Source organism: Chitinophaga sp. G7 BAM 1005 (genome assembly GCF_057126945.1).
Map to the genome: position 1 here is coordinate 4,772,154 of NZ_CP181478.1, position 16,078 is coordinate 4,788,231.

Here is a 16,078-nt window from a genome sequence, read left to right on the forward strand (position 1 = left end):
TAAAAAACAGGGGCCACATTATTCGTTGGCTCCTGTTTTCCCTATCTGTACAAGAAGTATTTACTTCAATGTCCTGAATATTAAAACACCGCTTCAGGATAATCGGTATATCCATTTTCGTCCCCACTATATAACGTATCCCGGTTCATTTCTGACAATGGCAAATTATATTTAAAACGGACTGCCAAATCGGGGTTGGCAATGAATGGTGTACCAAAAGATACCAGGTCGGCTATGCCTTCTTTTAGGATGGCATTCCCGCTTTCCTGCGTAAAGCCCAGGTTAGCCATCAACCTGCCGCTGTAGTGATAGCGGAAATGGCTGAAATAATTATCCTGCAGTACTTCTACCGGTGTACCCGTTAAAGTTTCTGCAGGCCCAACAATGTGCAGGAAAGCGAGATTGTAATCATTCAGTTTTTTAAGGATGTACTGGAACATTGGAATAGTTTCTTCGTCCGGCGTCACGATGCCCACATGGCTATATGCGACCGGTGTAAACTTGATGGCTACCCTTGTGCTTTCCCATACTTCTAAGATGACATCCAGTATTTCAAATATAATACGTGCACGATTTTCAATACTGCCACCATACTCATCGGTACGATGATTAGTGGCCAGGCTTAGAAATTGAGGAATTAACATGCCAGCCTGAGCATGTACTTCAACGCCATCAAATCCTGCTTCTTTAGCATTCTTAGCTGCCTGCCTGTAATCCTGTATAGTTTGTTTAATTTCAGCAACGGTGAACTCGCGGGGCGTTTGTGTATCTTTAAAGCCCTGGGGGGTATAAGAATGGTTTTGCGGATTAATGGCGGAAGGGCCTGCGGGCAATTCGCCATCAAAAAAATCTGGATGAGATGCAGAACCAATATGCCCTAATTGAGAGAAGATTAGTCCTCCTTTGTTGTGTACTGCCTGGGTCACCGGTTTCCATCCTTCAATCTGTTCCTGCGTATAAATGCCTGGCACATTAATAAAACCAATAGACTTCGAACTCACCCAGGTGCCTTCACTCAAAATTAAGCCTGCTGAAGCGCGTTGTGCATAATACCTGGCCATTAATGGCGTAGGAACGAGGCCTGTATTGGTGGCACGTCCACGCGTAAGTGATGCCATTACGACCCGGTTTTTCAATTTCAAATCACCTATCTGATATTCCTCTAATAGAGGTTGTGCTGTATTTTCCATCATTTTTTTACGCAAACTTCGGGCATATGCCCCAGCGTTACAATATGGGAAAAACTAATACCATAGGGATAAATTTATCCCCTATAGGAATTAAAATACAATGCCTATTTTTGAGTAAAGTGAACAGCATATGTACGAAAGAAAGACTCCCCTCACAATAGATTGCGGGCTGCACCTGACTAAAGAAGTGCTGAATGGCAAATGGAAGCCAGCCATCCTCCGTGCTATTTCGATGGATGTAAAGCGTCCAAGCGAGATACTACGCTTATTTCCTGGCGCTACCCGCAGGGTATTGAACGTACAACTCAAAGAATTGGAAGGACATGGCATGATAGAGAAGAAAACCTATCCGCAACTGCCGCCTAAAGTGGAGTATTCGCTTACGGAGATCGGCTGTTCGTTGATGCCTATTATTGATGCCATGAACCAATGGGGTGATGCTAACCGCAGCTTTTTGGAGAATGTTATTAAGCAAGCACCTAAGATTAGCGAAACTTCAAAATCGACATGCCAGATTTATAGACATCTGACTATAGCGCGTAAGATCGGATAAGGTTTGGCTATAGGATTTCTGCCAATCCAATCTCAATTCCCCAATCCCTCAAAATCGAAAAAGCCTTCAAATCTTTCGACCTGAAGGCTTTAAAGCTAGCGGAGAGTCAGGGTTATGTTATCATAGCTTTGAATACCGTTGTCGATTTTGACCTTCATCAATTTTTTTTAAAAGTATTTGCTGCAACTTTGTATGGTATAACCAATTACAAATGAAAGTACTGGCAGATCTTATAAGAAAAATAACAGGCATTAATGACGAGAAACTTTCCGTCGCTTTAGCCTGCTTTAAAACCCTAAAGGTTGATAAAAATGAACATTTACTTCAACAGGGAGCAGTTGCAGATCGTCTTTTTTTTATTAATGAGGGCTGCCTCCGATTATATTATAGCACCGAAGACCATAATATTGCAACGCGTTTCATGGCTTTTGAACATACCTTTCTTACGTCAATTGTCAGTTTCATCACCAGGGAGCCATCTCCAGAGTACATCCAAGCCATAGAACCATCTGAGTTATGGACAATTTCACATATTGATTTTATCAATCTTCGGAAATTGATTCCGGAGTGGGATAAAATGTATATCTACATATTGGAATATGGGCTGACTGTTATAAACTCCAGGCTCAGTAGTTTATTGACCCAGAATGCCAGCGAGCGTTACCGTAGCCTTTTAAAAAATAATCCGGAGTTAACACAACGGTTATCCAATCTCAATCTGGCGGCCTACCTCAACATATCACCCGAAACACTTAGCAGGCTGAAATCACAGGTTCTTTAGATTGATTTTTTCCAGTACTATATAAATTCGATAATATTTATGAGAAGTGATGAAGTGAAAAAAGGCGCACATAGAACCCCGCACCGAGCGCTATTGAGAGCAACAGGTTTAACGGATGAAGACTTTTCTAAGCCTTTTATTGGTGTGGCGAATTCATTTATTGAAATAATTCCAGGTCACTTTTTCCTGGATGGGGTTGCCCAAATCATTAAGAAGGAAATCCGGGCAAATGGATGTGTTCCTTTTGAGTTCAACACTATTGGTGTTGATGACGGTATTGCAATGGGACATGATGGAATGCATTATTCATTACCTAGCCGGGAAATTATTGCCAACTCTATTGAAACAGTGATGAATTCTCATAAGCTGGACGCAATGATTGCAATACCTAATTGTGACAAAATTGTTCCTGGAATGATCATGGGCGCGCTTAGGGTCAATGTGCCAACTATTTTTGTAAGTGGAGGACCAATGGCAAAAGGATATAAAAAGAATGGAACACCCATTGACCTGGCAACTGCTTTTGAAGCCGTTGGAAAGCACCAGACTGGAGAAATGAGTGACGAAGAACTTCTTGAAATTGAATGCAATGCGTGTCCCAGCGGAGGTAGTTGTTCGGGAATGTTTACTGCGAATTCCATGAACACGTTAATGGAAGCGATGGGCATAGCACTGGTTGGCAACGGAACAGTTCTGGCAAAAACTCCAGAACGGGAATTGCTTTATAAGGACGCAGCCCGGCGGATTTGTGAAATAGCGAAGGAACAATCAGCGCGTGAGAAGTTTAAATTGAAAAATATTCTCAACAGAAATGCCATAAAAAATGCATTCGCTGTAGATATGGCAATGGGTGGAAGTAGTAATACTGTCTTACACATGCTTGCTATAGCTCAAGAAGCTGAGGTCGATTTCCATCTGGGTGAAATCAACTCGATTTCCAAAGCTGTCTCACATATCGCAAAAATATCACCCAGCCTTACGACCGTTCACATGGAAGATATCAACAAAGCAGGTGGAGTTAATGCGGTGATGAAAGAGATGACCGCAAGAGGCAATGATGTGCTGGCAGATAACCTTACTATAACGGGTGAAAGCCTATATGAAAGATTTGCAGGAGCAAAAACACTTGATGCAACGGTCATCCGTACATTAGATAATCCATATAGCCCGGTAGGTGGATTAGCTATTCTCTATGGCAATCTTGCAGAGCAGGGTGCTGTAGTGAAAACAGCAGGAATTATCGGTAAAAGAGTCTTTACAGGAAAGGCAGTATGTTTTAATGGTCAGGATGAGGCGATAGCAGGAATACTTTCCGGAGGTGTAGTCGCCGGAGATGTTGTCGTGATAAGATATGAAGGGCCAAAAGGCGGTCCGGGTATGCAGGAGATGTTGACACCTACAAGCCTAATTATGGGTATGGGACTTGGGGCCTCAGTTGCACTCATAACAGACGGACGTTTTAGTGGCGCGACACGGGGGGTGTCTATCGGACATGTTTCACCGGAAGCAGCCGAGGGTGGTATGATTGGCCTTTTGCAAGATGGAGATGAAATTCATATTGACGTCGATAACTACATACTATCAGTGAATTTAAATGAATACGATATCGAAGAACGGAGGCGTCAATTTCTTCCCATGAAGAAAGAACTTAAGTCAAGATGGCTCAGGCAATATCGGCGCCTGGTGACGAATGCAAGTAATGGCGCTATACTGAAAGCTTAGACATACCAATTGTAATGATGGGGAAGGTTTTTACTAATTCTTCACTCAATTCCTTTATCCTATAAAGGAAAGATTATCCCTACCGCCTTCTTCTATATCAGCGTCAGCACCGATGAACAAGCCATTAAAGGTTTCTCCCAACGTAGCGAGGAAGATCGCCTGATGAAATAACTGGATTTGTCAATCCCAGAAAATAAGACAATCCTTGCCGCTTACCTTGCAACATCAGAAGCCGAAAACCGCTTTTCAAATCGAAAGCATCTGATAAATACCTCTTAAAACTAAAAATGTGATACAAAATTCAATAATGAACTTTTGTATCACATTTTGCGGAGAGTCAGGGATTCGAACCCCGGGACCTGTTACAGTCAACAGTTTTCAAGACTGCCGCAATCGACCGCTCTGCCAACTCTCCAGGGACGCAAAAGTATAAAAGAAATTGAAAATAAAAAAAAATTCATAGATTATTTTTCAAACCAGCCAGCAGCAAGGATTCTAAAAATAAAAATCCCGGCTTACGATCCGTAAACCGGGATGATATGATGAAAATGACGGACCTAAGCGATCTGTTTCTTGTAATGATTCAAAAGCTCTCCTGATGGTCTTTCGCTTTGATCCGTCATTTGCTGCAACTATTTCCAGCCACCGCCCAGAGAGCGGTACAGGTCTACCATCGCGCTGAGGCGCTGACGGTCTATGTCGGCCTGGGCCAGTTCAGCCTGCAGAGAACGCGACTGCGCAGTGATTACTTCGAGGTAGTTAGCCATACCGCTGCGGAACAGCAGTTGGGCCTGTTGTACTGCCAGCTGGGAAGTATTTACCTGGCGAACCGCAATTTCCTGCTGCACCTTTACTTTGTCCAGCTTTACCAGTGCATCACTTACCTCTCCTACAGCTGTGAGGGCCGATTGTTTAAACTGGATCACGGCCTGTTCACGCTGGATTTTAGCTACTTCCAGTTGCGTTTTTAACTGACGGCGCTGGAAGATAGGCTGTGCCACGCTTCCGGCCACTGTACCAAACAGGGAGGAAGGAAGATTAAACCAGGTGCTGGCTTTGAAGGCATTCAATCCACCGCTGCCGGTGATGGTGAGCGTAGGATACATGCTACCCTGCGCCACGCCTACCTGTGCGTTAGCGGCTACCAGTCCCATTTCGCTGGCCCGTACATCCGGGCGGCGGCTGATCATAGCGGCAGGAATACCTGCCGGCAATGATTCCGTTACCTGGAAGTCGCTCAGTTTACTGTTACGTGTAATCGTTGACGGTAGCTCACCGGTTAAAATGCGCAACGCATTTTCCTGGATGGCAATACCTTGTTCCAGCTGTGGTATCAGCAGTTCCGCAGTTTGCTGCTGCGAAATAGCCTGTTGTACACCCAGCTCGGTTACTTCACCGGCGTTTTTCTGCAGGCGGATCATCTTTACGATGGTGTCGCTGAGCGCCAGGTTTCTGCGGGCCACACTGAGCTGGTTGTCCAGCATCAGCAGGTTGAAGTAACTGTTGGCTATTGCTGCTACCAGCCCGGTTTGCACGGCGTGCTCACCTTCGTATGATTGCAGATAGCTGGCCAGTGCAGCTTCTTTCTGACGTTTTATCTTACCCCAGATATCAATTTCCCACGACATACCTACACCGATGTTAAAATCTTCGATATGGTCGCCGAGGTTATTAACAGAAAGGTTCAATCCATTGAAACTATTCTTGGAAGGGAAGTTGGTACTACCCGATGCAGTAGCCGTAAAAGCCGGCAACCAGGCTACTTTGGCCTGTTTCAGATAGGCCTGTGCCGTTTCTACTTTTTTCACCGCCAGCTGCAGATCATAGTTGCCGGTGAGGGCCTGGCTGATCAACTGCTGCAAGGTGGCATCTGTAAAAAATTTCTTCCATTCTATTTCTGCTATACTGCTGGTGTCTGAAGGCGCAGTGTCATTATTGAACTGCTGTGGCAGCGCCACCGGGGGCCGCTCGTAATTGCGGCCTACCCGGCAAGCTGCTAACCCTACAACTAAGGACAACAGAATTAAAAATGAGCTATAACTTGTTTTCATTTGTCTTTTTTCTGATTCTGATAATAGATAATGGTAATCTTTTAGTGTACCAGTTTTGCCTCATGTCCTTCTTCCACTTCCACTATCGGCTTGCGGCTGACTTTCTCTTGCAGGAACTGGAAAATTACAAACAGCACAGGTATGATGAATACTCCCAGGACCACCCCGGTAAGCATACCACCTACAGTACTCCAACCGATCGAATGATTTCCTTTGGCAGATGCACCTTGTGTAAAGATTAATGGCAACATACCAACAATAAAGGCAAAGGAAGTCATCAATATTGGACGAAGACGAAGCTGTGCTGCTTCCAAAGCCGCCTCCACAAGCTTATAACCCGCCCTTCGCCGTTGTATGGCAAACTCCACGATCAGGATCGCATTTTTTGCCAATAATCCTATCAACATGATCATACCTATTTGTACGTAGATATTGCCTTCTATGCCGCTAAGGCCAATGAAACTATATACGCCTAATATACCCGTAGGTACGGTAAGGATTACTGCCAGTGGCAGGATATAGCTTTCATACTGTGCAGCCAGCAGGAAGAATACGAACAATACACTCAATAAAAACACGAACGCAGTTTGGTTCCCTGCTCTTATCTCTTCCCTGGTAATACCTGTAAACTCATAGGCATATCCTTGTGGCAATGCCTTTTTCGATACTTCTCCAATGGCTGTAATTACATCACCGGTACTATAACCTGGTTTGGGTGTAGCATTAATGGTAACAGCACTATACAGGTTGTTTCGTGTAACCGTTTCCGGGCCATATACACGTGTGAATTTGGCCACTGTACTTACCGGTACCATCGTACCCAGGTTGTTCTTTACATAAATAGCATCCAACGAACTTTTATCCATCCGGTATGAAATATCGGCCTGCGCCATTACGCGGCTATATTTCCCGAAGCGGTTAAAGTCTGAAACGAAACTACTACCATAATACGTTTGCAGCGTATTCAACAAATCACCAACAGATACACCCAATTGTTTCACTTTTACATCATCTATATCAATGGTGTATTGTGGATTACCCGTATTAAAAGTAGTGAACGCACTTGCCACTTCCGGCCGCTGACTTAATGCACCAATAAAACCCCATGCCGTTCCTGCTAATTTTTCCAGCGATCCGTTTGTTCTGTCCTGCAACATCATTTCTACCCCGCTCACATTACCGAAACCCTGTATTGTTGGAAAACCAACAAAAAAAGTTAAGGCATCATGTACTTGCATTGATTTGCCTAACAAACCGCCTGCAATAGCAGTCGGGTCTTTTACAGCACCTCTCTCCTTACGATCTTTTAACCGTACAAATATCGCAGCATTAGGGGAAGCATTCGCATTTGTTACGAAGTTCATCCCATTTGCAGCCCATACATCGCTCACCCCCTCATCTTTCATCGTAATTTTACTGATCTGGCTCGTTGCATTCTCCGTTCTGCTAAGTGAACTACCGGGAGGTGTTTGGGTAATACCAACTACAAACCCCTGATCCTCATCTGGAATAAACCCGGTAGGTGTTTTTTTGATCAGCCAAACTGTAGCAACCACCACAAGCAATAATCCCGTAATGGCCACCCATCTGTTCTTCAGCAGGAATTTGATGCTCCGTATATATCTTGCCGTCATTGCATTAAAAGCGGTATTAAACGCATCGAAGAAGCGGGCGCCAAAACCTTTTTTCTCTCCACCTTCGCCTATATGCTGATTCTTTAAGAATAAAGCACACAACGCAGGACTTAGCGTTAACGCATTCACCGCAGAAATAACGATAGCAATGGCCAGTGTAAAGGCGAATTGTTTATAGAATACGCCTGCAGGACCCTGTACAAAGCTCACTGGTACAAACACTGCTGCCATTACCAATGTGATCGAAACAATCGCACCGGATATCTCACTCATCGTTTTAACCGTTGCCTCTCTTGCCGGTAAATGCTCACGTTCCATCGTTGAGTGTACGGCCTCTACAACCACAATTGCATCATCCACCACAATACCAATAGCCAGTACCAATGCGAACAATGTAAGCAGGTTAATACTAAAGCCGAATAACTGTAAGAAGAAGAAGGTACCTATAATCGAAACAGGAACAGCAATTACCGGGATCAATGTAGAGCGCAGATCTTGCAGGAAAACGAAAACCACGATGGCCACCAGGATGAACGCAATGATCAGTGTTTCTTTTACCTGGTCGATAGATGCATCCAAAAACTCCTTCGAGTTGTACATGATCTTAAACTTCATACCATCGGGTAACGCCTTTTCAAATTCTCCAATCTGACGTTCCAGTTCGGTAAGAATTTCATTGGCATTGGAACCCGGTGTCTGCACAATACCAAAACCAGTAGCCGGTTTGCCATCAAGCAAATTCGAGGCAGTATAAGTATAGCCTCCAAGTTCAACCCGGGCCAAATCTTTAAGGCGAAGAACAGAACCATCGTTATTTGCCTTAATCACCATGTTTTCATACTCTTCAGGCTTATTTAACTTTCCCTTATATTTAATAATATACTCGAAAGATTCTTTACTACTTTGTCCCAAACGCCCTGGTGCAGCTTCTACGTTCTGATCTTTGATCGCATTCATCACCTCTGTTGTAGAAAGATTATTAGCAACAAGCCTGTCGGGTTTCAACCAGATACGCATCGAATAATCCTTTGAACCAAATGGCTGTACCTGTGCTACCCCTGGTATACGTTGTAACTGAGGGATGATATTAATTCTTGCATAGTTATTTAAGAACAGTTCGTTATACTTAACGCTGTCCTCGCTATATATCGCCACAAACATCAGGAAGCTGCTCTGTACTTTCTGTGTAGAAAGCCCGGCTTGTAATACTTCGGGAGGCAGCTGGCTATTGGCTTTAGATACACGGTTTTGTACGTTTACCGCCGCAATATCAGGATCCGTTCCTTGTTTAAAAAAAACTGTCAAGACGTAGCTACCATCGTTATTGGAATTGGAGGTCATGTACGTCATGTTCTCCACACCATTTACCGATTCTTCTATCGGGGTAGCAACTGTACGGGCTATCACCTCCCCGTTGGCGCCAGGGTAATTGGCGATAACCTGTACGGATGGCGGCGCAATCTCAGGGAATAAGGCCGTAGGCAGGGAGAATAAAGACAATCCTCCCAGTATAACCAATATGATAGAAATAACCGTTGATAACACCGGCCTTTCAATAAATCGTTTTAACATAAATAACAATTATGGGTTGCGGTATGTCCGCACGAGCACAAACAGTGCATGTGTGTAACAACACTGCCTGCGTCGCAATTTGAATAATGTTTTGTGTAAACGTTCTTAACACTGGCGTGTTTTCACGCTTAATTACTTTAAAGCAGCGGCTTTGCTTTCAACAAACTATCTATAGATACCATTTGTGGCTGAATAACAACGCCATCTTTTAAACCACCCATCATCATGGTAGATTGAGAAGATAATACAATCTTATCTCCCACCTTTACGCCATCAGTAACAAAATAATAATTAGACGTTTTGCCAGAAATGGTGAGTGGTTTTGTAACAATTTTGTTACTATCGGCCACGGTATAAACGAACACTTTGTCCTGCAGTTCAAACGTGGCTTCCTGGGGAATTACCAATGCAGAAGCATGTAAAGTAGGTACTCTCACTTTACCGGTGCTACCACTTCTAAGTACTCCCTGTGCATTAGGAAAGCTGGCACGTAAACTAATTGCACCAATAGTTTTGTCAAACTGCCCTTCCACTATTTCAACTTTTCCTTTTTCAGGATAAACACTTCCATCTGCCAGGATTAATTCTACCGCTGGCATTCCTTTTACTTTTTCAGCAATACTATTACCTGGATATTTTTCCTTGAATTTGAGAAAATCGGTTTCACTCAAAGAAAAATAAACACGCATATCCTTTACTTCAGAAATAGTAGTCAATGCGCCTGCCATTCCTCTGCTAACAAGGCTTCCTGTTTTAAAAGGAATACTGCCCACATAACCATCGCTGGGTGCACTAATATTTGTGAACCCAAGATTGATACGGGCGGCTTCTACCTGGGCCCTTGCCTGGGCAACATTAGCTTTCGCTGAATTGTAACTTGCTTCGGCCGATTTCAATTGAACATCCGATACCACATTATTACTAAGTAACGGTTTCAATTTATCAACGTTGATTTGTGCATTCTCTAATGCCGCTGTTGCAGCTTGTAAATTTGCAGTGGCATTGTTGAGTTGCTCTGCATAAGGTCTTCTGTCGATCGTGAAAAGTGTTTGACCTTTTCTAACGTAGGCGCCTTCATCTACTGAAATATTCGTTAGATAGCCATCTACCTGTGGTCTTATTTCCACATCACGGGTTCCTTCTACCGAAGCAGAGAAATCCTGAAACGTTGTAGCAGGTAATGTAACTGCTTTAATTACAGGTAAAGACGCTGGTGGCGGTGCTTCATTCTTTGCCTGCGATGTGCTGCAGGCAGACAGTACCGAAAGAACAAAAAAACTATAAAGTATGCCTGCCGGCAATGTGGTCAATGTTGATTTCAATGGTTTCATACTACTTTGTTTTAAACGACTAACAATAAAATTCCCCGGTACGATCAAGGCCAATACATGGCAGCCTTGCTTCGCAGCAATCAATATAGTGACAGCAATCGGGTTGTGAAATACAGGTAGGTAGTCCCGCAACACTCAGACACCTATAATGTTACAGCACATTATACGTTTGAGCACAGCAATTTGTTACTACTGTAAAAAAGAAATTGAAGGTTTGCGGTCGGCCGCTAAAAAATTCTCATCGGTTTTCAAAATTTTGAATGATGCACGGGCGACATCATTATTTTAAAGACAATGCAAAAATAGATATTTAAAGTTAACGGACGTTTAAATTATTACGGGTTTAATTGTACTTTTCACGGATACTCTTTTGAAATGATGCAGGAGTGAATCCGGAATGCTTCTTAAAGAAACGGTTAAAATAGGCGTCATCTTCAAAATTCAACTGCGCTGCAATCTGTTTGATAGAGTGCTCACCCCAGTACAGCAGGCGTTTTGCTTCCATAATCCGTTTCTCGTCGATAATAAATTTGGCATTCCTTCCCAGCAACGCCTTCACTGTGTCATTTAAATGTCCCGGTGAAACGTACAACATTTCCGCGTAATCCGATACCTGTGCTTTCTCATGAAAATGCTGATCTACCAGCATCTTAAATTGCCGCGCCATATTATATTGTGAACTCTCTGCATTCATCCAGTTGCCGGAAGGTTCAGAAATACGTCCGCACGCAATAACAAAAGCATTCAACAGGTTACGGATGATAGCGTCCTTGCGTAGCTTGTCGCTCTTATACTCTTTCCTGATCAAATCTGCATAAGACAATACTTCCTCCAGCTGCTCCTCATTCAGCGGCACCATACCGGAGCTGAATACACAACGCCAGCAGCTCACCACTCCCTGCATTTCGGGTACCAGGAAGTCGTTGGTGAAGTAAATATTAATGAGTTCCGCATCGGGATCCATCTCATGCTGATGCACCTGGTTAGGTTCCATTAGCATGAGCGCCGGCGCTTCCATCTCGTGTTTTTTAAAATCAATAATCTGCGTTATACGACCTTTGATCAATATATCTATACTATATCCATTATGACGATGCGGTATATTCAGATCACCTGCGCACTCATAACCATTCCACTCGCCCATGAAAAAATGAGCGCCTTCTGCGTAATCGCAGTTATAAACCTGTACATCCGAATTTCGTGTTACAACACGTTCTAATACTTCCATTGGTTTAATATTTTAGCGGTAACCGTCATTTAGAATTTGGTGATGTAAAGGTAGCTGATTAAATAACCTTGCTCCAACTATATGACGTATAGATAATTTCTATATCACCTCCGGGCATCTGTTATATCACTTCCCTTCCTCTACTTTTTCGGCAGGTTTTTCCTGCACCAGCACAAGATCGCTCAGTTTCACATTGATGGGAATATTACCAATTTTTACAATAGCCCGTTTATCACGGATCTCCAACACCTTGCCTACCTGCCTGTTGGTAACTATCTTCACCTGGACGCCTACCTCAATCTGGCCCTTGATCTCCTCAAATTTATCCTGTACTTTTTTATTGAGCTGTTCGGTATGCTGCTTCTCCCGGCGGCGGAACAGAAGGATCTCTGCCTGCTTCATTACTTTCTCCTTATCATCGGCTCGTTTCCACTCTATCACGATCTGCTTCAGCTTCCGCTCCATATCTTTCAGGTACTGCAGGTCATCTTCCTTGATCTGGTTCTGTAATTTCAGCAAAGTGTACTGTTGCTGCTTACGTTCTTTGTCGGCCAGTACTTCATACTCCTTTTTCAAACGCTCGTTTTCCTTCAGTAATTTCTGCAGCTCCTTTTCTTTGCTTTCTACTTTCTGCAGATCCTGTTCGGCTTTGTTCAGCAGCTTATCCAGCTGGAAATGGCCTTCATCCACCAGCTTCTTGGCGCGCGCAATGAGCGACGGGTTCAGCCCGATCCGCTCCGCAATGGAGAAAGTATACGAGCTGCCGGGTTTCCCTACCATTAGCTTATACATGGGCATCAGGGTTTGTTCATCGAAGCCCATTGCCCCGTTAACGATCCCTTTCACCTTATTGGCCATCACTTTCAGGTTCAGATAGTGCGTGGTAACTACGCCATAGGCATGTTTCTTGGCCAGTTCCTCCATGATCACTTCCGCAAAAGCGCCGCCCAGGTTGGGGTCCGACCCGCTTCCCAGTTCATCTATAAAGAACAGCGTTCTGCCGTTGGCGTTTTCCATGAAATATTTCATGTTTTTGAGATGGGAACTGTACGTACTCAGCTCAAACTCCAGCGATTGTGTATCCCCGATATGGATCATCAGTTGTTTGAAGATCCCGATCTGGGAAGAAGGATGTACCGGCACCAGCAGCCCGGATTGCAGCATCAGCTGAATAAGCCCGATGGTTTTCAGGGTCACCGTTTTACCACCGGCATTTGGTCCGCTGATCACAAGGATATGCGCGTCTTTATCCAGGTTAATGCTTACCGGGATGGTAGGCTTCTTGTTTTTCCGGTTATAAAGCAGCAGCAGCGGATGATACGCCTGTATGAGGTTCAGCTGTGCATGCGGCAGCAGCGTGGGGTAGTTCGCATCCATATCCAGCGCCAGTTTGGCTTTTGCCCGGATAAAATCGAACGTGCCCAGTATTTCATGATAGCCGTTCAGCAAAAAGGAGAAACCGCTTAATGCCGCCGTCATGGCTTTGAGAATGCGGTATACTTCACGTCCTTCCTCTCTTTCGAGCGACTGGATATCATTATTCAGTTCTATGGTTTCTTCCGGTTCCAGGAAGGAAGTCTTCCGCGTATCGGATTCACCATGAATAATGCCCTTTACCATGCGTTTATTCTCTGCATAAATGGCTACTACCCTGCGTCCGTTGAGGAAAGCCTCTTCCTGGTCGGCCAGGTAATTGAGCTTTTGCAGCTTCTGCAGGATGCGGTCAAATACGCGGCGCAGCTCTGTACGTTTGCGGTACAGCGAAATACGGATCCGGGCCAGTTCCGGGGAAGCGTTGTCCCTTACCTGTCCCAATTCATCCAGCACTTCATCAATGGTAGCGGTGATCTTTTTTTCGTAATGGGTTTCTTTGATCACTTCATACAACGCCGAGTACTGGGTACGGCGGTCGTGATCAAAGAACCGGACGATGCTGTGCATGCTTTCTGCCAGTTTACGCAGCAGCATGGCCTGTTCCCCGGTGAGTACGGCGCCTTCAATAGACAGCAGGCGCAGTTCCCTTTTGAGGTTCAGGATGAAATCGTTCGGAAAATTTTCCTGTAACAGGGTGAGTTGTTTATATTCATGTGCCTGTTGCAGGGCGGTTTTTACGTAATCTATATGCGTGTGCAGGCGAAGTGCTGCGGCCATTTCCTTGCCGAGCTCTGTTTTGCAATGCTCTTGCAGCAATGCCTGTACTTTGTCGAATTCCAACTGCATTAACGCAGATTCAGGAAAATATTTCAAGTGTTAATTTATTTAAAGTAAGAAGGCACCAACAATCAGGTATTGTTCGTGTCTGCGTAAAAGGTTTACGTTCATGTGCGCGTAAAAGCGCTGCCAACAAGGTGGCGGAGAAAGCTGATCCGGGAAAATTATTAATTCTTGTTCATCTTTGTTGTCATTATGCTATCAAACGTTATCCGGCAATTCCGGCTTATACTATCGGTTCCTGCTGCTGCTGACGTATGCTTTTGGGAGGTTTTCAGGGCGCTCCTGGGTTCCTGGAAACTGCAAAAGAATGTTAAAGTTACTTAACTTGTCGGTCTCCTCCATCATATATTACGTAAATTATAGAAAGGAATGCCACTTTAAAGATGCCGGGAATGGCTGCAATCCCTTAACAGCATTACGTTCCCGACATATAAAAAAAAGCTGCATCCTTGAAATTTTTATTTTTATGAGAAAATATTCAATATTCATTTGCCTGATTGCAATGGCGTTTTCTGCCTGTGCCCAGCAAAAAAAAGACAAAGTGCCCGGAGATATGGAAGTAACCAATAAGGAAAAAACGGCTACCGCTACCTTTGGAGGCGGCTGCTTCTGGTGTACGGAAGCTCAATTTCAATACCTGGACGGTGTAACGAAAGTAGAATCAGGCTATGCCGGCGGGGATGTACCCAATCCTACCTACGAACAGGTATGTACCGGTACTACCGGCCATGCGGAAGTAATCCGCGTCACCTACGACACGGCAAAGATCAGCTATGAGGAACTGCTGCAGGCGTTCTGGCTGAGCCACGACCCTACCCAGCTGAACAGGCAGGGCAACGACGTAGGCACCCAGTACCGCAGCGTAATCTTCTATAATAACGAGGACCAGAAAGAGAAAGCGGAGTTTTATAAGAAGAAACTGCAGGAATCCGGCGCCTACGACAAACCCATTGTGACGGAGATTGCACCGCTCACCACCTTTTACGAGGCGGAAGACTACCACCAGAACTATTATAACCAGAACGGATCACAGCCGTATTGCACTTTTGTGATCAAACCCAAACTGGAGAAGTTCAAAAAAGCATTTGCCGGACACCTGAAAAAGCAATTTTAAGGAGGCATAGTGCATGGGGAGTGTATTGATAGTGCATTGATAGTGCATTAATAGTGCATGAGGAGTGCATGAGGAGTGCATGCTAACAGTATGCATAGTGCATGGATAGTGCAATGCCTATCCATGTCCTAAGTATCCGGGAGGCATCCGGGAAGTAATAACCTCCCCCCTGCTGCATTTATCGCTGAAACCTAAAAAACTTTTATTAACTTATGCAGCAGTTAATAAAAAGTTCCACCATTAATGAGCACTGTACAAGTATGTCCCTGGTGTGGGGGCACGGATCTTATCCGTACCATACCGGAAAAAGACCCATTTCACGTACTGTTTATCTGCCAAAACTGTCAAAAGGTAGTTAACGACCAAACAGCCCCGGAAAACCGGAAAAACGACGTTTCTAAACGTACCATCGAGGAAAAAGCCATACAACTGAGCATGCATTCCGGGAAATTACACGCCGTTAAATACTACCTGACAGAAATGAACAAGCTCCCCGGCACCAATATTGGCCTGCTGGAAGCCAAAGAAGCCGTGGAAGCCCTCATCGGCGCCCGCGGAGTAGCCAGTGCAGTGAAGCAGCCCAGCCGGAATGGCTGCGTTATTGCCCTTATCGTATTGGTACTCATCATTGCCAGCGTGGTTTACTTCTATACCCACAGATAAATTTTTCCATTCTCCCCTATTATCG

Annotated in this window: 11 protein-coding genes and 1 tRNA gene; 5 read left to right on the top strand and 7 right to left on the bottom strand. The window is 44.4% G+C overall.

The window, feature by feature from the left end; genetic code table 11:
* Window positions 1-80: 80 nt before the first annotated feature.
* Window positions 81-1,193 carry an alkene reductase gene (locus ACMXI2_RS19010; protein WP_483777659.1) on the bottom strand — a complete coding sequence of 371 codons (1,113 nt, stop codon included), beginning with the start codon at window positions 1,191-1,193 and terminating at the stop codon, window positions 81-83.
* A 127-nt stretch (window positions 1,194-1,320) separates the two neighbouring features.
* On the opposite strand from ACMXI2_RS19010, the gene ACMXI2_RS19015 reads away from it, so the two are divergent.
* From ACMXI2_RS19015 to ilvD, 3 genes are all read left to right on the top strand, one after another.
* Window positions 1,321-1,743 carry a winged helix-turn-helix transcriptional regulator gene (locus ACMXI2_RS19015; protein ID WP_483777660.1) on the top strand — a complete coding sequence of 141 codons (423 nt, stop codon included), beginning with the start codon at window positions 1,321-1,323 and terminating at the stop codon, window positions 1,741-1,743.
* Between the two features lie 211 nt (window positions 1,744-1,954).
* Complete coding sequence (locus tag ACMXI2_RS19020) at window positions 1,955-2,524, top strand: Crp/Fnr family transcriptional regulator (RefSeq protein WP_483777661.1); 570 nt, start codon at window positions 1,955-1,957, stop codon at window positions 2,522-2,524.
* Between the two features lie 39 nt (window positions 2,525-2,563).
* Complete coding sequence (gene ilvD, locus ACMXI2_RS19025) at window positions 2,564-4,246, top strand: dihydroxy-acid dehydratase (protein ID WP_483777662.1); 1,683 nt, start codon at window positions 2,564-2,566, stop codon at window positions 4,244-4,246.
* Between the two features lie 330 nt (window positions 4,247-4,576).
* Here the strand turns inward: ilvD and ACMXI2_RS19030 are convergent.
* The 6 genes from ACMXI2_RS19030 to ACMXI2_RS19055 form a co-directional block, all read right to left on the bottom strand.
* A tRNA-Ser gene (locus ACMXI2_RS19030) sits at window positions 4,577-4,661 on the bottom strand.
* 217 nt (window positions 4,662-4,878) lie between these two features.
* Window positions 4,879-6,297 carry an efflux transporter outer membrane subunit gene (locus ACMXI2_RS19035; RefSeq protein ID WP_483777663.1) on the bottom strand — a complete coding sequence of 473 codons (1,419 nt, stop codon included), beginning with the start codon at window positions 6,295-6,297 and terminating at the stop codon, window positions 4,879-4,881.
* 41 nt (window positions 6,298-6,338) lie between these two features.
* Window positions 6,339-9,503 carry an efflux RND transporter permease subunit gene (locus ACMXI2_RS19040; protein ID WP_483777664.1) on the bottom strand — a complete coding sequence of 1,055 codons (3,165 nt, stop codon included), beginning with the start codon at window positions 9,501-9,503 and terminating at the stop codon, window positions 6,339-6,341.
* A gap of 137 nt (window positions 9,504-9,640) precedes the next feature.
* Window positions 9,641-10,834: an efflux RND transporter periplasmic adaptor subunit gene (locus tag ACMXI2_RS19045; RefSeq protein ID WP_483777665.1), complete on the bottom strand. Its 1,194-nt coding sequence runs from the start codon at window positions 10,832-10,834 to the stop codon at window positions 9,641-9,643.
* A 343-nt stretch (window positions 10,835-11,177) separates the two neighbouring features.
* Window positions 11,178-12,062 (bottom strand): helix-turn-helix domain-containing protein, encoded by an 885-nt coding sequence (locus ACMXI2_RS19050; protein ID WP_483777666.1) that lies wholly within the window; start codon window positions 12,060-12,062, stop codon window positions 11,178-11,180.
* Between the two features lie 126 nt (window positions 12,063-12,188).
* Window positions 12,189-14,309, bottom strand: a complete 2,121-nt coding sequence (locus tag ACMXI2_RS19055; protein WP_483777667.1) for an endonuclease MutS2 — start codon at window positions 14,307-14,309, stop codon at window positions 12,189-12,191.
* A gap of 433 nt (window positions 14,310-14,742) precedes the next feature.
* Here ACMXI2_RS19055 and msrA point away from each other — a divergent pair, with 433 nt between their 5' ends.
* On the top strand, window positions 14,743-15,390 hold the full coding sequence (gene msrA / locus ACMXI2_RS19060) for a peptide-methionine (S)-S-oxide reductase MsrA (RefSeq protein WP_483777668.1): 648 nt from the start codon (window positions 14,743-14,745) through the stop codon (window positions 15,388-15,390).
* A 243-nt stretch (window positions 15,391-15,633) separates the two neighbouring features.
* Window positions 15,634-16,053, top strand: coding sequence for a hypothetical protein (locus ACMXI2_RS19065; protein ID WP_483777669.1), 420 nt, complete (start codon window positions 15,634-15,636; stop codon window positions 16,051-16,053).
* Window positions 16,054-16,078: the final 25 nt, after the last annotated feature.

Coding starts and splice junctions, on each gene's coding strand:
- ACMXI2_RS19010 (WP_483777659.1), bottom strand. CDS start 1,193: ATGATGGAAAATACAGCACAACCTCTATTAGAGGAATATCAGATAGGT.
- ilvD (WP_483777662.1), top strand. CDS start 2,564: ATGAGAAGTGATGAAGTGAAAAAAGGCGCACATAGAACCCCGCACCGA.
- ACMXI2_RS19020 (WP_483777661.1), top strand. CDS start 1,955: ATGAAAGTACTGGCAGATCTTATAAGAAAAATAACAGGCATTAATGAC.
- ACMXI2_RS19035 (WP_483777663.1), bottom strand. CDS start 6,297: ATGAAAACAAGTTATAGCTCATTTTTAATTCTGTTGTCCTTAGTTGTA.
- msrA (WP_483777668.1), top strand. CDS start 14,743: ATGAGAAAATATTCAATATTCATTTGCCTGATTGCAATGGCGTTTTCT.
- ACMXI2_RS19015 (WP_483777660.1), top strand. CDS start 1,321: ATGTACGAAAGAAAGACTCCCCTCACAATAGATTGCGGGCTGCACCTG.
- ACMXI2_RS19065 (WP_483777669.1), top strand. CDS start 15,634: ATGAGCACTGTACAAGTATGTCCCTGGTGTGGGGGCACGGATCTTATC.
- ACMXI2_RS19040 (WP_483777664.1), bottom strand. CDS start 9,503: ATGTTAAAACGATTTATTGAAAGGCCGGTGTTATCAACGGTTATTTCT.
- ACMXI2_RS19045 (WP_483777665.1), bottom strand. CDS start 10,834: ATGAAACCATTGAAATCAACATTGACCACATTGCCGGCAGGCATACTT.
- ACMXI2_RS19050 (WP_483777666.1), bottom strand. CDS start 12,062: ATGGAAGTATTAGAACGTGTTGTAACACGAAATTCGGATGTACAGGTT.